The organism is Clostridium sp. 'White wine YQ', assembly GCF_028728205.1.
Taxonomy (GTDB): Bacteria; Bacillota; Clostridia; order Clostridiales; family Clostridiaceae; genus Clostridium_T.
The window spans coordinates 2,428,737-2,449,174 of record NZ_JAQYUU010000001.1 but is presented as its reverse complement, the minus strand read 5'-3'; the positions used below and the strand labels follow the sequence as shown (position 1 = coordinate 2,449,174).

Annotated in this window: 21 protein-coding genes; 18 read left to right on the top strand and 3 right to left on the bottom strand. The window is 28.9% G+C overall.

Features of this window, described 5'->3' with window-relative positions:
- Positions 1-8 precede the first annotated feature (8 nt).
- From PTZ02_RS12115 to PTZ02_RS12100, 4 genes are all read left to right on the top strand, one after another.
- Entirely contained in the window at positions 9-2,117 is a 2,109-nt protein-coding gene (locus PTZ02_RS12115; protein WP_274228037.1) for a HelD family protein, read from the top strand.
- A 205-nt stretch (positions 2,118-2,322) separates the two neighbouring features.
- Positions 2,323-3,126: a transporter substrate-binding domain-containing protein gene (locus PTZ02_RS12110; protein ID WP_274228036.1), complete on the top strand. Its 804-nt coding sequence runs from the start codon at positions 2,323-2,325 to the stop codon at positions 3,124-3,126.
- A 113-nt stretch (positions 3,127-3,239) separates the two neighbouring features.
- Complete coding sequence (locus tag PTZ02_RS12105) at positions 3,240-3,905, top strand: amino acid ABC transporter permease (protein ID WP_274228035.1); 666 nt, start codon at positions 3,240-3,242, stop codon at positions 3,903-3,905.
- Positions 3,892-4,614, top strand: coding sequence for an amino acid ABC transporter ATP-binding protein (locus tag PTZ02_RS12100; protein ID WP_274228034.1), 723 nt, complete (start codon positions 3,892-3,894; stop codon positions 4,612-4,614). Before PTZ02_RS12105 ends, PTZ02_RS12100 begins: the two co-directional genes overlap by 14 nt.
- Positions 4,615-4,662: 48 nt before the next feature.
- On the opposite strand, the gene PTZ02_RS12095 is transcribed toward PTZ02_RS12100, so the two are convergent.
- A complete protein-coding gene (locus PTZ02_RS12095) occupies positions 4,663-5,259 on the bottom strand; it encodes a DUF2628 domain-containing protein (RefSeq protein WP_274228033.1) in 597 nt (198 codons plus the stop codon).
- Positions 5,260-5,455: 196 nt separating this feature from the next.
- Here PTZ02_RS12095 and PTZ02_RS12090 point away from each other — a divergent pair, with 196 nt between their 5' ends.
- Positions 5,456-7,273: an LTA synthase family protein gene (locus PTZ02_RS12090; protein WP_274228032.1), complete on the top strand. Its 1,818-nt coding sequence runs from the start codon at positions 5,456-5,458 to the stop codon at positions 7,271-7,273.
- Between the two features lie 96 nt (positions 7,274-7,369).
- Here PTZ02_RS12090 and PTZ02_RS12085 read toward each other — a convergent pair whose 3' ends face one another.
- Positions 7,370-8,545, bottom strand: a complete 1,176-nt coding sequence (locus tag PTZ02_RS12085; protein ID WP_274228097.1) for a cation diffusion facilitator family transporter — start codon at positions 8,543-8,545, stop codon at positions 7,370-7,372.
- 192 nt (positions 8,546-8,737) lie between these two features.
- Between PTZ02_RS12085 and PTZ02_RS12080 the strand changes: the two genes are divergently transcribed.
- A complete protein-coding gene (locus tag PTZ02_RS12080; RefSeq protein WP_443112618.1) occupies positions 8,738-10,033 on the top strand; it encodes a M18 family aminopeptidase in 1,296 nt (431 codons plus the stop codon).
- Positions 10,034-10,270: 237 nt separating this feature from the next.
- Here the strand turns inward: PTZ02_RS12080 and PTZ02_RS12075 are convergent, their stop codons facing one another.
- On the bottom strand, positions 10,271-10,507 hold the full coding sequence (locus PTZ02_RS12075) for a hypothetical protein (RefSeq protein ID WP_274228031.1): 237 nt from the start codon (positions 10,505-10,507) through the stop codon (positions 10,271-10,273).
- Positions 10,508-10,663: 156 nt separating this feature from the next.
- Between PTZ02_RS12075 and PTZ02_RS12070 the strand changes: the two genes are divergently transcribed.
- From PTZ02_RS12070 to PTZ02_RS12015, 12 genes are all read left to right on the top strand, one after another.
- Positions 10,664-11,044: a desulfoferrodoxin gene (locus tag PTZ02_RS12070; RefSeq protein WP_274228030.1), complete on the top strand. Its 381-nt coding sequence runs from the start codon at positions 10,664-10,666 to the stop codon at positions 11,042-11,044.
- Positions 11,045-11,273: 229 nt separating this feature from the next.
- Positions 11,274-12,101 carry a Cof-type HAD-IIB family hydrolase gene (locus PTZ02_RS12065; RefSeq protein WP_274228029.1) on the top strand — a complete coding sequence of 276 codons (828 nt, stop codon included), beginning with the start codon at positions 11,274-11,276 and terminating at the stop codon, positions 12,099-12,101.
- 160 nt (positions 12,102-12,261) lie between these two features.
- A complete protein-coding gene (locus PTZ02_RS12060; protein WP_274228028.1) occupies positions 12,262-12,900 on the top strand; it encodes an accessory gene regulator B family protein in 639 nt (212 codons plus the stop codon).
- On the top strand, positions 12,869-13,015 hold the full coding sequence (locus tag PTZ02_RS12055; RefSeq protein ID WP_274228027.1) for a hypothetical protein: 147 nt from the start codon (positions 12,869-12,871) through the stop codon (positions 13,013-13,015). The genes PTZ02_RS12060 and PTZ02_RS12055 overlap by 32 nt, the downstream gene beginning before the upstream one ends.
- Positions 13,016-13,135: 120 nt before the next feature.
- Positions 13,136-14,449, top strand: coding sequence for a sensor histidine kinase (locus PTZ02_RS12050; protein WP_274228026.1), 1,314 nt, complete (start codon positions 13,136-13,138; stop codon positions 14,447-14,449).
- Between the two features lie 15 nt (positions 14,450-14,464).
- Entirely contained in the window at positions 14,465-15,193 is a 729-nt protein-coding gene (locus PTZ02_RS12045) for a LytR/AlgR family response regulator transcription factor (RefSeq protein ID WP_274228025.1), read from the top strand.
- 211 nt (positions 15,194-15,404) lie between these two features.
- Complete coding sequence (locus PTZ02_RS12040) at positions 15,405-16,190, top strand: hypothetical protein (protein ID WP_274228024.1); 786 nt, start codon at positions 15,405-15,407, stop codon at positions 16,188-16,190.
- Positions 16,180-16,740, top strand: a complete 561-nt coding sequence (locus PTZ02_RS12035; protein ID WP_274228023.1) for a sigma-70 family RNA polymerase sigma factor — start codon at positions 16,180-16,182, stop codon at positions 16,738-16,740. The genes PTZ02_RS12040 and PTZ02_RS12035 overlap by 11 nt, the downstream gene beginning before the upstream one ends.
- Complete coding sequence (locus PTZ02_RS12030) at positions 16,728-17,069, top strand: hypothetical protein (RefSeq protein WP_274228022.1); 342 nt, start codon at positions 16,728-16,730, stop codon at positions 17,067-17,069. The genes PTZ02_RS12035 and PTZ02_RS12030 overlap by 13 nt, the downstream gene beginning before the upstream one ends.
- A 27-nt stretch (positions 17,070-17,096) precedes the next feature.
- A complete protein-coding gene (locus PTZ02_RS12025; RefSeq protein WP_274228021.1) occupies positions 17,097-17,432 on the top strand; it encodes a DUF6054 family protein in 336 nt (111 codons plus the stop codon).
- Positions 17,433-17,735: 303 nt separating this feature from the next.
- Positions 17,736-18,605: a cohesin domain-containing protein gene (locus PTZ02_RS12020; protein WP_274228020.1), complete on the top strand. Its 870-nt coding sequence runs from the start codon at positions 17,736-17,738 to the stop codon at positions 18,603-18,605.
- A 5-nt stretch (positions 18,606-18,610) separates the two neighbouring features.
- A complete protein-coding gene (locus tag PTZ02_RS12015; RefSeq protein ID WP_274228019.1) occupies positions 18,611-20,401 on the top strand; it encodes a hypothetical protein in 1,791 nt (596 codons plus the stop codon).
- Positions 20,402-20,438: the final 37 nt, after the last annotated feature.

The following is a 20,438-nucleotide window of genomic DNA, read 5'->3' as shown; positions in this document are numbered from 1 at the left end:
GCTTTTACATGGATAATAAAGATGTTGAATTTATAGTTGAGAAAAAAAAGCTAAGTGAAACTTTAGAAATATTGAATAATGAGATTTTAAGTGCGCTAGCAAAAAGAAAGGCAATTACTGAGTATATATTGGAATACAGAAAGAACTTTATAGATGAATATAAAGATGACGAAGATGCTGTAATTGAATTTTTCGATCATGAGAGATATGCAAAAGAAGAAGCTTTTAAAACAATAGATAGAAAATTAAAAGAAATGACCATATTAAAGGAATCTCCTTATTTCGGAAGAGTGACGTTTATTGAAGATAAAGAGCAATATCCTGAAAGTCTTTATATAGGAAGATTTGGAGTAACTAATGAAAATGATTTAGAACCTGTAGTAATAGATTGGAGAGCTCCAATAGCTTCCTTGTTTTATCATGGAACCCTAGGAAAAGCAAAATATAAGGCACCAATGGGAGAAATTGAAACTGAAATACTTGGAAGAAGACAAATAATTGTTAAAAAAGGAACCTTAGAAGGAATATTTGATTCAGAAATTGACGTTAAGGATGATATACTCCAAAAGATTTTAAGTGAAAATTCGTCTGAAAAATTAAGAGATATCATAATGACAATCCAACAAGAACAAGATGATATCATTAGAATGAGTAGAGAAATAAATATGGTAGTAGATGGTGTAGCTGGAAGTGGTAAGACCACGATAGCATTACATAGAGTTGCATATTTGTTGTATAACTATAGAAAAGCATTGGAAGGTAGAGTACTTATTTTAGGTCCCAATTCTATATTTATGGAATATATATCACAAGTGCTGCCAAGTTTAGGTGAAGTTGGTGTTAAGCAAGATACTTTTGTTAATTTTGCACTAAATGAGCTTAAGGATATAGAAGTAATGGATTTTCAAGAGTATATTGAAAAGATTTATTCAGGTGAAGAAGAATTTTTAAATGAAGTTAAGTATAAGAATTCTAATAAATTTACTAATTTTATAGAGAATTTTATAATCGAAAGTGAGCGTAACTATTTTAATTTAAAAGATGTTTGCTACTATGATGAAGTTGTTTATTCAAAAGAAGAAATAGAAAAGCTATTTATTGAAGATTATAAGTATATGCCTTTATTTAAAAGAAGTGAAAAAATTAAGAGAGTAATTATTTCAAGAATTAAAAACAAAAGAGATGAAAGAGTCTGGAAGTTAAATAAGGAAATTGAGGAATATAAAAAGACTCTAACATCAGAACAATTAGTTTTAGAGGAATTAAATTTAGAGTTCAGTAGAAGAATAAAAATAAGAGAGATTGTTAGAGAAGTGATTAATTCAAGAAAAGCAGTAGATGAATTTATGAACTGTGAAAAGCCAATTGAATTATATAATAGAATAAATGAATATAGAAGCCTAACTCACTTAGATTTAGCGCCTATATTATATTTAATGGTAAAACTTTGGGGAGCTAAATATAGAGGAGATATAAAACATATAGTTATTGATGAAGCACAAGATTATTCTAAGCTTCAATTTATGGCTATAAAAGAATATATAGGATGTAATAGCTTTACAATACTAGGAGATTCCAATCAACGACTAGTGAAGCTTGATGAAAAACCTGCTATGCTTAATTTAAGTGATATTTTTGGTGAAGATATTCATGAATTTAAACTTAATAAGAGTTATCGTTCTACAAAGGAAATTATGGAGTATGCTAATAAATATCTTCAAGAAGAAAAAATAATACCATTAGTTAGATCAGGAGATGTAGTTAAGGAATATACTTGCAACAATGAAGATCTCCTTAATCTAATAATAAAAGAAATAAAAGAGATGCAACAAGAAGGATTGGGAAGTATTGCAGTTATAAAAAAAGACGTTAATGGATTAAAGGAATTGGGGAACTTAATTAAAGAAGAAGTAAGTAATGTTGTATTTGACAGAGAAGAAGTTATCTATAATGGAGGGATAGTTCTAATACCTTCATATTTTGCTAAAGGATTAGAATTTGATGGAGTAATAATATTAGACGAAGATGAAGATAATAATAAGGAGAACTTAATAAAGTATATTATGAGTACAAGAGCTCTTCATAGATTGACTAGTATAAAAGTTGAAAAAAGGTAAAATATGCATAATTTTATGCATAATTTACATTCGTTGAAAGAAAATTTTAAGCCTAAAAAGATGAAAGTAAGATAAAATTTAATTTTTATACGAAAATATTATAAAAGTATTGCATAAATATAAACTAGTAGTGTATAATTATTCCTATACTAAAAATGATATTATTTTTGATGGATATATAATTATAATAAGGGGGTTATTTATTATGAAAAAAGAAATGTTAAAAAAGGTAATGGCATTATCATTAGTAAGTGTAATGGCATTGGGATTAATGGCATGTGGTAAGAAAGAAGAATCTAAAACAACTTTGCAAAAGATTAAAGATAGTGGGAAAATTGTTATGGGAACATCACCAGATTTTCCACCTTTCGAATTTAAGGATACTCAAGGTAATGTAGTTGGTATGGATGTAAGTATCGCGCAAGAAATTGCAAAGGACTTAGGAGTAAAGCTTGAAATAAAAGAGATGGATTTTGATGGATTACTACCAGCGTTACAAGGTAAAAAGTTTGATATGATATTATCAGGAATGACACCAAAAGAAGAAAGAAAGCAAAATGCAGATTTTTCAAATCTATATTATAAAACTGATAATGTATTTGTAGTAAAAGCAGAAAATAAAGATAAGTATACTAAACCAGAAGATTTCAATGGAAAGAAAATTGGAGTACAAAAAGGAACTGTTCAAGAAGATACAGTTAAAGAAAAAATAACTAATCCAGAATTGAATTCTTTAAGCAAAAATGGTGATGTAATAATGAACTTAAAGAGTGGTAAGATTGATGGTGTGTTATTAGAACAGCCAGTTGCTGAAGCATATGTTGCTAAAAATCCTGATTTAGCGTTATCATCAGCTGTAATTAAGGATCAAGTTGGAGGATATGCAATTGCTATGGCTAAGGGAGATACTGATCTTCAAGCAGCTATAAACAAGACTTTAGATAGATTAGAAAAAGAAGGTAAGCTAAAGAAATTCTTTGATGATGCAAATGCATTAGCTGGAGAATAGAACTTTTAATAAAAATAGTAATCTATGGATTTTCAAAAAATATTGGATAAATTGATGAATTTATTCAATATTTTTTTGAAAATCCTTAATTGATTTAATTGGAGGGAAGAGATTTGACATTACATTTTGATTTTCTGTCAAAATACAGTAATTATTTTGTAGTAGGAACTAAGAACACAATCATTTTAGCTTTATTTGCAGTTATAATAGGTACAATCCTTGGATTATTCTTAAGCATGATGAAGCTTTCAAAAGTTAAGATACTAAAGGCATTTTCAATAGCTTATATTGAATTTGTTAGAGGAACTCCTCTTTTAATTCAAATTTGGATAATATACATAGGATTACCTCTACTTATTGGAAGCGATTTACCTGATATGGCAATAGGTATCATTGCACTTTCACTAAATTCAGCTGCGTACGTCGCAGAGATAATCAGAGCTGGTATACAAGCTGTCGATAAAGGACAAATGGAAGCAGCGAGAAGCTTAGGAATGAAGCATGGGTTAGCAATGAAGGAAATTATAATCCCACAAGCATTTAAAAACATTCTTCCAGCATTAGGAAATGAGTTTATTTCAATAATCAAAGAGTCATCTATGGTTTCTGTAATTGGTGTTGCAGAACTTATGTATAACTCAGGCACAGTAAGAGCTGCATCTTTCTTAGGATTAGAGCCATTGATAGTAGCAGCAGCTATTTACTTTGTAATAACCTTTATTCTAACTAGAATTATGGGTGTGGTTGAAAGGAGGTTAAAAGCAAGTGATTCACGTTAATGATCTTCATAAGTATTTTGGTAAAAATGAAGTACTTAAAGGAATAAACGAGCATATAGAAAAACAAGAGGTTGTAGTTGTAATTGGACCTTCCGGTTCAGGTAAATCTACATTTTTAAGATGTCTTAACCTTCTAGAGGTTCCTACTAAAGGGGAAATTATTTTTGAAGGACAAAATATCACAGATAAAAAAGCTGATATAAATAAGATAAGAGAAAAAATGGGGATGGTTTTTCAAAGCTTTAATCTGTTTCCTCATAAAACAGTATTGGATAATATAATTTTATCCCCTATTAAGGTTAAAGGATGGAGCAGAGAAAAAGCCACTGCGAAAGCAATGGAATTACTTAAAAAAGTAGGCTTAGAAGACAAAGCAAGTGCATATCCAAGTAGTTTATCAGGTGGGCAGAAGCAAAGAATAGCTATTGCAAGAGCACTAGCTATGGAGCCAGACGTGATGCTATTTGATGAGCCAACTTCAGCGCTTGACCCTGAGATGGTTGGAGAGGTATTAGCTGTTATGAAGTCACTAGCTGCAGAAGGTATGACTATGATAGTAGTTACACATGAAATGGGATTTGCAAGAGAAGTAGGAGATAGAATCTTATTTATGGATGGAGGAAATGTAGTAGAACAAGGAACTCCAGAAGAGATATTTGGCAATCCTACACATCCAAGAACTAAAGACTTCTTGTCAAAGGTATTATAGAAATAAAGAGATGGCATTTGCCATCTCTTTAACTTTATATAAATATATTTAGAAATTATATGATGATTTTGCAGCGAATGCAGCCACGGCTATAAGAATTAAGAATATAATAACAATGGCATAGATAATTCCAAAAATGATTGGGACTGCAATGTTCACGCCTCCAGCCATGGAAATACGTCTTCTTGCAACTTCTTCATCGTTAGATAATCTCTTGATTTCCCTTATTTTCTTTTCAGCTGAATACTTGTAAAGCCAATTACCTAATAAACCTCCAGCAACCATTTCAGCCACATTTAATATAAAGCTAAAACCTGAACTTTTTATAAAAAATCTTGAAATTATATTAAAACCTAATATTGCGAAACCAAATGCATACATTTTTCTATAAAGTAACCATACCCAGTTAATAAAAAATGCAGGCCAATTCCAAGATATTTTTGATGCAGTGGCATCCATATCTGACCATTTTGTTAAGAAATAATCAGCTTTCTTTAATCCAACATAATTTTCTAAATCTTCTGTTGTTACTTCAGATGATGTGTAATAAGAATTATTTGAATAATTGCTAGTGTTCATTTCTGAAGCACAATAAGGACATTCGGTAGAATTTTCATATTCTCTACCACATTTAGGACAAATCATATGTAGCCTCCTTAAAATAATATTTATAATATTGATCATTTAATAATTAAGAATTGAAAATTTTGTTAATATTAAGACCTTATATATAAATATATCAAAAATAACGAATTATTACAAATTATTAATAATTATAACCATTATATTTTTTTATTTATTAGTGTATAATAGCATTTGAACGTTTAGCTGGAGGTAGATTATGAATAATAGAAAATTTATCAAATACATAGATGTAGTTGCCATTATAACCTATATACTTTTAGTTATAAAAAGTGATATATATCTAGCGATGATTAGAACCAATGGGTCAGCATCTATTGATTTTAAGTTAATGTATTTTGGAAAACCGGATATATTAGCACATTTAGTTTTTCCGCTCATAGTAGTTAGTTTTTCTTATTTATTTAAAGGTAAAGGGAAGACAGGATATAATCTAATCATAAATGCTTTAATTTCAATATTTTTTATTGCGGATATATGGTACTACAGAAGTAATGGAACATTTTTATCTATAAGCAACATATTATATCCAAGCACATTCAATCCACTTCATAAGAACTTATTTAATTTTAAACCGATTGACTTAATATTTGTTATGGATATTTTTATTTTAATAATTCTTATTGTTAAAACAAATATATTTAAAAAGACTTATGAAGGTAGAAGAAGTGTAATAGCATTTATTATTATTTTCTTACTTGGAGTAGGGTATACTAGTTATGCTCACTATGCTATTGATGTAGCAGATAAAACTAAAGGAGAAAAGATGTTATTCAGAACTTGCTGGGCACCTTTTCAAAGTATGTCTAATATGAGTCCTTTAGGATATCATGCTTATGATATATATGAATACTTAGTTTTGAATAGGACTGAAAAATTAAGTGAGAGTGATAAAACTCAAATATCTAGTTGGTTTGATTATAATAATGAAAATTTACCAGATAATAAATATAAAGGTATGCTTCAAGGAAAAAATCTTATTGCAATTCAAGTAGAATCTCTTGAGAATTTTGTAATAGGTCAAAAAGCTTATGGGCAAGAAATAACTCCAAATTTAAATAAGTTACTATCAAATTCACTATATTTCTCAGGTGTGCATGAACAAAATAATAGCGGTACAAGTTCCGATGCAGACTTTATGATAAATACTTCAGTATTTCCAATAAGAGAAGGGGCAACCTTCTTTAGATACCCTCAACGTGAATATACAACCTTAGCAGAGTTATTAAAGGATAAAGGGTATACATCATTATCTACTCATCCTGAGGTGGCTGGCAATTGGAATTGGGCACCAGTACATCAAGGAAGCCTTAAGTTTGATAAAACATTGGATATTACAAGTTATAATGTTGATGAGGTTATAGGATTAGGATTATCCGATCAATCTTATTTAAACCAAGTTGCAGATAAATTAACTGCATTAAAAGAGCCATTTTACGGTTATATGGTGACATTAACCAGTCACGGACCTTTTGATATACCAGATAATAAGAAGCTTTTAAAACTTCCAGAAGAGTTCGATAAAACTATATTAGGATCATACTTCCAAAGTGTTAGATATACTGATGAAGCTATAGGAAACTTTATTAAGAAACTTGATTCTGAAGGTGTGTTAAAGAATTCTGTTATTATGATATATGGTGATCATACTGGAGTTCATAAGTTCTATCCAGATCAACTTAAAAATGTAAAATTCGAAGGTGATTGGTGGCAACCAAATGATATGAAGATCCCTTATATTGTATATAACCCAAGCATTAAAGGAGAAGAGTTTAAAGTAAATGGAGGAGGAGTAGATATTCTTCCAACTATCTCATATCTTCTTGGGGTTGATAGAAAGGAATTTGGGTCAACTTCAATGGGAAGGGTATTAGTAAATACTAATAGGGACACTACAGTTTTAAACTCAGGTAAGATAATAGGAACTCCAAAGGATGCCAAGGAAGAACAACACTTAAAAGAAACTTTAGATGTAGCTAATAAAGTTGTTTTAGGAAATTATTTTGCAAAGAAATAAAAAGAATTAAGTGATAAAGTGCACTCCAAACGTTATGTATATAAAACATTTGGGGTGCACTTTAAATTTTACTTATTTTTGTTTATAAGAATAAATTTAGCTGAAAACATAGTCGATAGTAATTACACAGTTGTATTGGGGATGATACTCCTTAATAGATTCAGAAATACTTAATTTTAAATCTGATTCATTAATTGTTTTGTTTAATTCATCAGGATTTATAACTAAATCAAAAATTAAATTCTTAATTTCACCTTCACCTACAATTCTAAAATCATGATAGGATTTTATTATAGGATTATTTTTAACTATTTTTTCTAATTCATTTTTTGCAGATAGAACCTCTTCAGTTTCTACACATATAGGATCCATGTGTATAACAAGATAGATATTCAATTTTTCAGACAATTCCTTTTCTGCCTTATCAATTACCTCATGAATTTTCATTATATTAATATCAGAAGGTATTTCAGCGTGAATTGAGGCCATACATCTTCCAGGGCCATAGTTATGAATTATTAAATCATGTACTCCAGAAATTGGTTTATAAGATAAAATTCCTTCTTCTATGGATTTAACTAGACTAGGGTCAGGAGATTCTCCAAGTAAAGGACTAACAGTTTCTTTGATAAAGGTGAATCCAGCATAAATTATAGCCAAAGCAACGAGTATGCCTACATATCCATCTAGATGAAAAGGTAAAAATTTAGAAATTAAAAATGAGAATACAACTACTGAAGTTGTTAAAACATCTCCCATATTATCAGCAGCAATAGCTTTTAATGCAGTTGAGTTTATTTTATTTCCAACATTTCTATTAAAAATAGAAAGAAGTACATTAAAGGATATAGATAATAATAGTAATAGGAAATGAATTGTTTTAAAGGTTACAGGCTCGGGATCAAATATTTTTCCTAAAGACGATTTTATAAATTCAAAACCAACAATTAGTATCATAAATGCTACTATAAGAGCAGAAATATATTCCATACGGCCATGTCCAAAAGGATGTTCTTCATCAGCTGGTTTTGAACCGATTTTAAATCCTATTATCGTAACAATAGAAGAGGCAGAATCAGATAGACTATGAAATGCATCAGCTGTAATAGCAATGCTATTTGAAAATAATCCAACGAATATTTTTATTAAAAATAAAATAAAGTTTATAATAATGCCAACTATACCTGCAAAAAGTCCAATCTCATTTCTAGTCTTATCATCAAAGTTTTTTTGATCTTTATCATAGAGAACTTGAATACTTTTTAAAATCATCACGTCAACACTCCAATCAAAATGTATTATAAATATTTTAACTAATATTTAAATTTATATCAAATGCTTAGATACATTAAAAACTATGATATAATTGTTTACATGGGATTTTTTATGAAAATAGGGGAGAATAATTGAAGTAAATGTTAATTAACATTTACTTCTTAATAATATATTGAAGAGGTGATTATCTTGGAAAAAAAGTTAGCAAAAAATTTAATAGATTTTATATATGAAAGTCCTACTGCATTTCATGCTACAGAAAGAGTAAAGAGAGAGCTTAAGGCAAATGGATTTCAAGAATTAAAAGAAGAAGATAGATGGCAAATTACAAGTAAAGGTAAGTATTTTACTACAAAAAATCATTCTGCAATTATTGCATTTGCAGTTGGAAAAGAATCTCCAGCTAAAAGTGGATTTAAAATTATTGGAGCACATACAGATTCTCCTGGTTTTAGAATAAAACCAAACCCAGAGATGGTTATCGAGAATGCATATATTAAATTAAATACTGAGGTTTATGGTGGCCCTATACTACCGACATGGTTTGATAGACCATTAGCTTTAGCAGGGAGAGTAACTTTAAAATCTGAAAATCCTTTATGTCCTAAAGTTCAGTTTATTAATATAAATAAACCTATATTAATTATTCCTAATTTAGCTATACACATGAATAGAGATGTAAATGATGGTGTTAAAATAAATAGACAAAAAGATACACTTCCTCTTATATCTATGATTAATGATGAATTAGAAAAAGGTAATCTGATTTTAAAACTAATAGCAAAAGAGTTGAAGACAAATATAAATGAAATTATTGATTTTGATTTATTTCCGTATGAGTATGAGAAAGGAAGTATTATTGGATTAAATGAGGAATTTATAAGTTCATCTAGGTTAGATGATTTATCGATGGTACATGCAGGATTGGAGGCTCTATTATCAAGTAAAACAACAGATGGAACCAATGTTCTAGTATGTTATGATAATGAAGAAGTTGGTAGCTTAACAAAACAAGGAGCTGATTCAGAATTTTTAGCAAGCACCCTAGAAAGAATAGTACTTTCACTTAAAGGAGATAGAGAAGATTATTTAAGAAGTTTAGCTAGGAGTTTTATGATTTCAGCTGATTTAGCTCACGCTATACATCCAAACTACAGTGAGAAATCAGACCCTGTAAATAAGCCTATAATAAATGGAGGTCCAGTTATAAAAATAGCAGCATCTCAAAGCTATACAACAGATGCAGATTCATCCTCAGTATATCAAGAAATATGCAAAAAAGCAGGAGTTCCATGTCAAAAGTTTGTTAACCGTTCAGATATGAGAGGTGGGTCAACTATAGGACCTATTAGCTCATCTCATCTAAATATAAGATCTGTAGATATGGGAAGTCCTATTTTAGGAATGCACTCAATTAGAGAATTAGGCGGGGTAAAAGATCATTATTATACAATTAAGTCTTTTGAAGAGTTCTATAAGCTTTAAAAAGTATATAGGGTTTTTTATAGGAAACTTAATTTATTCTTGTTTGAATAGGTTATTAGTTGAACTTAAACCCTATAATGAAATTATTAGTTTAAAAACTTGGTAAATCCAAGTTTTTAAACTATATATAATGCATTAAAGAATTTACATGTCACTTCAACTCTTAGAAGTTTCAACTAAGAGTTTTACAATGAGATGTAATATGATTTTTGCATTATATATAAATAGACAAAAGAGTTATTCTTTATATAGACTCTGGTCTGTATAATCAAATTCTTGATAGGAAATATTATTGCAAACAATAGGGTCTTCAGTAGGATCAGGTAATTTTGTGTAATCTCCATTTGGAGAATAGCTTCTAAGCTCATGTTCTTCAGGTTTATAAAAGTCTCTATTGTTTGGTAGGTAATCTTTATTTTCATCTACGATATTATGAGTTGGATTATTTTTACTTTTATGTTTATTTCTTTTCATATATAAACCTCCCTTCATAAGTATATTTTTAACTAAAAATCAAAAAATACTATTGTAAAAGTTAGGAAGATATTATATAATGATATTAGGTAATAATAATTATTGTTTAATAGTGAACATAATTAGTTGAAAATTAAAAAAGTGGAGGTAGAGGAAATGATAGAAAAAAAGCAAATATACAGATGTGAATTATGTGGTAATATAGTAGAGGTTTTAAATGCAGGCGGAGGAACTTTAGTTTGTTGTGGAAAACCAATGACACTTTTAGAAGGAAATACAACTGAAGCAGCTACAGAAAAACATATACCAGTTGTTACTAAGGTAGAGGGTGGAGTACATGTAGTAGTTGGAGAAGTTGAACATCCAATGACAGAGGCTCATTCAATTCAATGGATAGAAGTAGTTACTGCAACTAAGGTATTAAGAAAAGATTTAACTCCAGCGGATAAACCAGAAGCTACTTTCCAAATAGATGAGGATGTTATAGAGGTAAGAGAATATTGTAATCTTCATGGATTATGGAAAGCAGTGCTATAATTTATATATTGAATATTTAAAGATAAGGATTAATATCCTTATCTTTTTGCATTTTAATGTAAAACTAAAAATATATAGGTGATTAGTTTTTTTATATATTTTAGAGTATAATAAGTAAGGATATTAATGAGTATTTTAAATATATAAATAGAATAATGTAAATATTGATTAGATTTCAAGTTAGAGAAAAATTGAAGCTTATTTACTTAAGAAGATTAGGAGTGAGGAAATGAGTTATAAACTAGTATGTATCGACATGGATGGTACTTTGTTAAATAACAAACATCAAGTAACAGAATTGAATAAAAAAGCTATAAGAGAGGCTGTTGAAAAAGGAGTGAAAATTGCTATCACTACTGGAAGATTATATACTTCAGCTAGTCTTTATGCAGAACTTATAGGTGTAAAGGTTGCGGTTATATCATCTAATGGTACTTATATTAGAGAGAAGGATGAAGATAAGGTTATTTTTAAACATCCCTTAAACAGAGACCAATTTAATAAAATTTGTGATATTATTGATAAATATGATGTAAGAACAAATTTTAATACTTTTAATAGATTTATAACCAGAGAACTTCCATCAGAAGATAATGCATATATGATTACAAATAAAACTGCACCGAAGCACTTGCAAGTAGCATTTGGAGTTCATGAGAATATGAGAGAAGTATATGATATATATGAGGGAGAAGTTCTTAAAGCTATAATGTTCCCTGAAAGTCCTGAACTAATAGAAAAAATAAAAAAGGATTTAATTGAACTTGGAGGACTTGAAGTAGTAAGTTCAGGTCCAGATAATATAGAGATTATGGCAGAAGGAACTTCAAAAGGAAGTGGAGTAAAAGCTTTTGCTGAAATATTAGGTATAAATAGAGAAGAGATTATTTGCATAGGAGATCATGAAAATGATATATCTATGGTAAAATACGCTGGACTTGGAATAGCAATGGGCAATGCAACGGAAAGCCTAAAAGCTGTGGCTGATTATGTTACAGATGATAATGAAAATTCCGGTGTAGGAAAGGCTATTAATAAGTTTATTTTAAATAAGTAGCTTTAAAATCACAGAGTTATTCTGTGATTTTTATTATATTTTTAAGGGATATTTAATTAAATTATATTTAAAGGTTACGTTTAGTATAAGATTTAATACGTTTAGGACAAATATATAAAATAAGTGTGATTTTTTGATACAATTTTATTGGATGATTTACATGGAGACTGGAGCCAAAAGACATATGAGTATAATGGAGAGATTAGCTGAAATAATTATTTTAAGAATAAATAAAGTAACTAACAAGGAAGGCTTGGAACTACAAAAAATGAAATTAGGCATGGAAATACTATTAATAAACATTTCAAAATTTCTAATAGTATTTTTTGTAGCTTTCAAAATTAATTTAATTATTGAAGCTTTTATTATTATGATTGTATTTGCTGCCCTAAGAAGCAATGCCTTTGGAATTCATTCTAAAAGCAGTATTGCTTGCACTATAACAACACTCTTATTGTTTGTAGGGGGAGGATATTTAAGTCACTATTTTTTGCTTAGCAGATACATAGTATTTCTTATCTTTATGATAATTAATGTATTACTGTATCAATATGCACCAGCAGATACTGAATATCATCCACTTTTGGGACAAGCATTTAGGAAAAGTCTAAGAAATAAAGCAGTAATAATTGGTGTAACTTTAATGGTAATAGCTTTAATTGTTCCAAGTGAAACCATTAGAAATTTAATTACTTTAGCTTCATGTGCTGAAGTTATTAGCATATTACCAATTACATATAAAGTATTAAATAGGAGGTATAGGAATTATGAAGGATATGAAAAAGCAACTATTAACTAAGATTGGTGAGGCTTCATCAAAATTAAGCGATAAGGCAATGGGTAAATGTATCATACTTGGTTTATATGAACCTAAAATACCAGCTGAAATGCTTAGAAAGAATGAAGATAAGTAAAGAATAATTAAAATAATAAGAGATACAATTTTAAATCAAATTGTATCTCTTATTATTTTTTATGGGATAATATTGTGATATAATGTAATAAAATGTAATGTAAGGAGATAACCGTGCCTTATGGAGATATATATAAAGTTATTAGGAACAATATTATTTGTATACACAGCTATAATTAATATAGCTCCATTTAAAATAAAAAAAAGAGATATAATTACAATGATAGTTCTGTCAGAGCTTTCAGCTAGAATAGTTATTAATATTAATGAATTTATAATTATGATACCAATAATAATGATTAGCATTGTATTCTTATATAAGAACAGTAAAAACTTGCTTATTAGTACTATAATACCACTATTCTCAGTTATTATAGCAGTAATTATAGATTCTAGTGTTAGTTACATGTTTATATTTATTTTTGATATGGATATTTACATGGCCAGCACTATAAGTAAGGTATACGTTGAGTTTATTGCAACAGGATTTGTATTAATTTTTGTTACTACAAAAGGAGTGCGTTATATCATTAAAAAGAGACATAGTATTTTTAATATTGAACTAAAAAATAAGTTTTCAATATTAATAACCTTAAGTTTATTGATAACTCTTATAATATTTTACATAAATATTATATTGGGAAGTAAATTTGGATTTACAAATGAAGTTCTTAAGGTAAATGGATTATTATTTTTTATATACTTTATTCTTTTAGGTGTGGTAATGCTCATATTATTTAAGAGTATTACTAAAGAAATGGAGCTAAAAAACAAGCAGAGTCACTTTGAGAGCCTACAAAAGTATACAGATAATTTAGAAAATCTATATAGTGATATGAGAGCATTCAAACATGACTACGTAAATATAATTTCTTCAATGATTGGTTATATTGAAGATGACGATATGGAAGGGTTAAAGAAGCATTTCAATGAAAATATATTGCCTTTAAGTAACGAGATAGGAAAAAATAACTCTAAAATAGCGCTACTTAAAAATATAAAGATTCCAGAGATTAAGGGGCTATTATCATCCAAGCTTATAAGAGCGCAGGAAATAGGTATTGAATTATTTATAGATATAGTAGAACCTATCGAAAATATAGATATGGATATTATAGATATTAGTAGATCTCTGGGAATATTATTAGACAACGCCATTGAGGCAGGTGAGAAATGCGAAAATCCTACTGTGAAGATTGCATTTGTTAAGAGGGGACAAGCATTGATTATTGCAATACTAAATAAATGTCCAGAAGACACACCTCCTATATATAAGATTTATAAGAAGGGGTATTCTACAAAAGGGGAAAATAGGGGTGTTGGACTTAGTAATTTAAAAGAGATACTTGAAAAGTACAATAATGTTTCTATAGATACAACGATAGAAAATGAGGAATTCATACAAAAAATAACTATTGATAGTAATTTTGTATAAGGTGGGGGAGTATAGATGCTTAAAGTATTTATATGTGAGGATAATGATGAACAAAGAAATGCCTATAAAAAGGCAGTTAATGATACAATAATTATTGAAAATTTAGATATGAGCATAGCTTTAGTTACTCCTAAGCCCCAAGATGTCATAGAGTATATTAAAAACAATGAGGGTGCTGGTTTATATTTTCTAGATGTAGATTTAAAACAAGAGCTTAATGGGATAGCACTTGCAGCAGAAATACGAAAATATGACCCAAGAGGATTTATTGTATTTATAACAACGCATGGAGAAATGAGTTATTTGACATTTACTTTTAAGGTAGAAGCGTTAGATTATATAGTCAAGGATAATCCAAAAGAGGTAAAGGATAGAATAAGAGAATGTATTTTAAATGCTAATGAGAAATATTCTTCTAAGAATTCTGATATGGAAGTTTTTAATGTAAAGATAAATGAGAAGATAATCAATATAGAATTTAATAAAATACTATTCTTCGAAACATCTACTAGAGCACATAAAGTCGTTGTACATGCTACGGATAGACATATTGAGTTTAATGGTAAGCTTAGTGACATTGAAGGAAAACTAGATGATAGATTTTATAGATGTCATAAATCGTATATAGTTAATAGGCGTAATATAAAGGAAATTGATACAAAGGATAGGATTGCATATATGATAAATGGGGAAGAATGTATAATTTCTAATAGGCATTTAAAAGGAATAACAAAGGTAAAATAGGGATTATTAATCACTAGAAAGCGTACTAAGTTCTTAAGTACGCTTTAATTTTTATGATATTATAGGTTTTTTATAGAAAATTTAGTTTATTATTACATAAGAAAGTTACTATTTGAACTTAAAAACCTATATAAAAATTAAACCAATTTTGTCCAAAAAAATTCAATGGCATACGAATATAGGATAAAGAATTAAAAGCAGGTGAATTAAAATGGATAAGAATATATTAAGATTACTAAATGAAAGCGCATATGAAGATAGTGAAATTGAAGAATATATGAGCTTTGCAACTGTTGATGAAGAGAAATTAAATAGAATAACAAATGATATTAAACTGAAAATTGCTAAAGATGCTTTAAGAGAGTCAGGAATATATGTGGAAAGTATTTTAAACGAAGGGGAGAAAATTGAGAAAGTAATTAAAGGAACAGATATAGATATGCTTGAGAGTTCGGCGATGGTGAATATGATGATGCCTATTCCATTTATGACAGGCGATGGATTTTCCTTTAATAGATTATTGTTTTGTACAAATGAAAGGATAATTGTTATCGCATCTAATTATTATAACAATCCTTTAGGAGTTAAAAGTTATCATAGGAAAGACATAAAAAAGATAAGTATTGGAAAGAAGGTAAAAAGAAGATTCCGATTAAATAATTTTTTGAAAGACAATATATCTATTTTAAAGATTTTTTTCATGATTTTTTACTCAATACCAATATTGTTTGGAATTGGTGTGACAGGATATGTTGTTAAAATGTTTATAGAGGAGTTTATTATAAACTCAGAATTTGTATCTATAATATGTGCAAGGATTATTGTATTGATATTTCTACTCATACTAATTATTCGCCCTAAACTTATAACAGAAGTACTGGTGGAGATAAAAGATGGAACAAGATATGATCTGATAATTAGAAATTATGACTATAAAGATATTCATAGCTATCTATGTAAGTTTTGGGAGATGAGAGGGAATAGCTATGACAGATAGGGATATTGTTTTAGCAATACTGAGTCATAAAGAAATTGCATTAGAAGAACTCAAGATAAAATATGGAAGGCTGTTATATGGAGTTATAAATAAGATAATAAACCCTATAAGTTATACCATGGATATAGAAGAATGTTTTAATGATGTTTTACTAACTATATGGAAAAATATAGATTGCTATGATGAAAATAAAGGGCAACTTAGGAATTTTTTAATATCAATAGCTAAATACAGGGCACTTGATTACAAAAGAAAAATAAGTAAGACTAAAATACATTTAGAGTTAAATGAAGAAATTATTGAGCAAAGAGAAGGAAAAGAAGATGCTACAGTATTAGATGATGAAGCATTTTATCATCTAATAGAAAACTTAAATGAAAAAGATAAAGTTATATTTGTTAAGAAATATCTACTTGATGAACCTATAGAAAAAATATCTATAGAACTAGAGATGAGTAAGGAAGCCATATATAAACGTCTAATTAGAGGAAGAGAGAAAATAAAAGAGAGTATTTTAAAAGAAGAAGGAGAAGAAAAATGTACTATGTGAAAATTTTCCCGAATGTATATGTAGTTAATTCAACCAATGAAGCTTTAAAAGATATTCATCTTACACTTGAGGGAGTAGAGGGATTAGACATAAGAATCAAAAAAATTTCAAAGAATATGATGGAAGCTAAAGCAATAACAACTACAAAAGCAAAAACACATAAAAGTTTATTTATGTACCATTTTGATAATAACAATTTAAAACATGAGTATTTAATAAGTGATAGCATTATATGGGGAGATAATAGAGATATAAAGATTGATATCTTAGATATTAACGAAGATGGAACATATAAAATTATAGTAGATAAAGGGTTTGTTCTAAAATAATGATATTTAGAAAAGGGGAAAAGAAGAGTGGCAAAGTATGAAAAAATTATAAAGGGAGATTTTGGCTCAGTCGTTAATGCAATTGATGAAAAGATACTTAATAGTGCTATGAGTATGAACTTAGTTGATGAAAGCAATTATGTCTGTGGTGAAACATTAGTAGCAATCCGTGTATATGATAAATATTTCATGCGAAATGGAAATAGGGCGAGTTTGACTCTTACTATAGTTGGGAATGATAGTGAAGTTTTTATTTCTGCAATAGGTGCAGGAGGAGGTTCAGGGGTAATATTTAACTTTAGCCTTGGAGCAGAATTAGACATGGTAAACATTGTAGAGTCAGCTGTAAATGAATTAAATTAAATAGCTTTTTGTTATAAACACCACTTAACTTAAGTGGTGTTTATTTTTACTCTTTAGGAATTTATAATATCTTAAGTTTTATGGTAACATTATAAGTTTCCCATAAAAAACCTATGGATTTTCCTAAAGAGTAAAAAATAGAATTAGTCTCATGCCAATTCTTTATTTAAATGTAGTATTGTTGTACTTTTGCCACATTATAAAGGCAATAAGTAGATAGCTTCAAACATTGACTGTAAATATATGGAAATATATAATAAAATCATAATAAACGTTTACAGAAATGGGAGTTAAGGGGGAAGTATGAGGAGGAGACTTTTAGTTACATTATTTTTAGCATTTACAATAATATTCTTCAGAGCTATCTCTGTTGAGGCACAAGAAAGAACTACAATCATTACAGCAATTGATAAGAGTGAGGTTAAAATAGGGGAAGAATTCAGGGTATATATTAAGGCAGAAAATGTTTATGACTTATATGGAGTGCAGTTTACTATAAACTATGACACGCAACTTCTAGATTTGGTTTCCAGTACGTTAGATATGAAAAATGGATTTAAAAGTTTCGGGGGAGAGACAGTAGATAAGTCCAAAGGAGTAATAACATATCCATTAATAAATTCAAATTCAAAAAAAGAATTGCTAAAAGAACAATTGATTGGAGAATTAGTTTTCAAAGGTAAGAGTAAAGGCGGAAATATATTAAATGCTAGTAACATTAAAGCTGTAGATAGTGATGCAGTAGTCATAAGTAAGAATACTGACTATTCAATTCCAATAAATGTAGTATCAAGTGAGGTAGTTTCTGTTACTCCTGCAAAACCTCAAACAGAAAATGACAACATTAAATCAGGAGATGGACAAAACACAAGTGATGATAAGGAAGAATCAAAGGGAGAGACTGATAAAGAAGATACAGGAAGTGATAAAGAGCAAGTTGCTAATAAAGAAGAGAAAAGTAATGTATCAGGAAGTAAGGAAGAGAATGGGACTTTAAAGAATAATGCAAAAGTGGAAAAAGGACAAGCTATAAATGGGGAAAGCAAAGGAATTAAGGAGTATATTCCATTAATATTAGCAAGTGTTGCTGCAATTATTATAGCAATTGGTTATAAAACTAAAGCAATTAATAAGATAAAAGATAAGTTGAAAACCAAAAAAGATAGGGGATGAATGATATGGTGAAAAAGCCAAAGAAATTCAATATTTTAAGGTGGGTTAAGAGAAATAGGGTAATAGCTGCTATTGTTTTAGCTATTATACTAATATCTGGCTCAATAGCTATATTAAAATCCATACCTAGAAAATTTCAGATAGAATATACCATCGGTCCTAAAGATATAGATAGTAAAACACTTAATGTAAATGTAAGAATAAAAGCTAAAGGACTATTTAAGCCAAAGCAATTTGTTTTAGTTAATGGGAATATGAGCGTCGATAATGAAAGTTGTGTGGATAGCCAGAAAAATCAAGTTAACTTTAAAGGTGAAAATGGAATTGTAGTAATAGATGGGTTGAAGAGTAAATCTGAATATATTGATTATAACTATAATGTTCAAATAGCTAAGTTAGGTAAACATGGTTATAATAGTGAGGTTTATGGCAAAATGTTATCTTATGAGGGGGAGTCAGTGCTCTCAATGCCCCTAGCTGCCATTGATGAGAAAAATAAAAAGGCAGATAGGGTTGAAGATATCAAAATTAAGAATATGGTTCCTGATAATTGGGATAGTATTATTCCATTTCAAAGTAAAGAATCAAAGACTACTTCTGAAATAAGTAATCCTTCATGGTTTGATTTATATGAAATAAGAAAATCTACATTTACATTTGGAAGTTTTAAAAAAGATGAACATATTACAGGGGATGGAGGATACACAGTTTATATCGATCCAGAAGCAGCGGGTTCATATACAGATGATGCAAAGAAGGGCTTAGAAGCTTTATATAACTATTATTCAAAAGTATTTAAGAAGAAGATAAATAACTATTCAATAGTAATCTTAAGAACTGAAGGAGAAAACAAAGGATATATAATTGGAGGAGCCAGTTCAAGGAATATGGCAAGTACGTTCAACCCAGAGAATGCTAGAGACTGGCAGTTGATGGGACATAGACTTTTTCATGCATTTTTTGAATCAAATGTAGCATTAGAAAAATTTAATGAAGCTCCTATGCTAAACTTCTATGAAGGATTGGCTACTTATTATGAAAATATGTCAATGATGAGCTTGCCTAAGGACTTAAGAGAAAGACTAAATATTTTTCCAGAAAAAGAATTCGGAAACTTATTTGAAAGATATATTTACATGAAATTAAAGTCACCAGAAAATTTAAATTTTGCGCCAGCAGATGAGGAAAGTATAACATCTTCACCAGGAAAAATAGAATTCTTACACTATACACAATCACCACTTGTAGTTAAATCTATGGAAGATACAATAAGCAAAAAAACATCTAAAGAAGATAATATTCTTAATTATATACTTTCAAATAAGGATGAAAAAAACTTCAATCTTTATAGTATGGTAAAAGAATTAATGAAAGAAGATGGTGAGGATTTTATAAATAAATATATTAAGGGATATGAAATTGTTCCATTATGGAATTTAGCCAAATCTAGTGAAGGTGAGAATAAAGAGGTTGTAAATAGACTAAATGAATTTGAATATCTGTTATATACATGGTTTGCTCAAGAAAATGAGCTTTATCTAAAAGATAATTTGAGCTCTGAAAATCTAGTAAAGATTGCAGTAGAAGCAGATAAAGAAGATGTTAAATTTGCAAGTAAGGATTTAGAAGCAAAAATAAAGGAGACATCACCAACCATGTACAACCTTTTAAAAGAATACGCTCTTAGAGCTAAGATATGTTCTTTAGAAATAGGTTCACCTTATTTAAGAGAACAGCTTCTTTCTAATAGAGAAAATGTTGAGAAATGGGAAGCATTTCTTAAGACTATAAAGTAGAGGGGGGATGCAAAAATAGAATTAGTCGCCTGCCAAA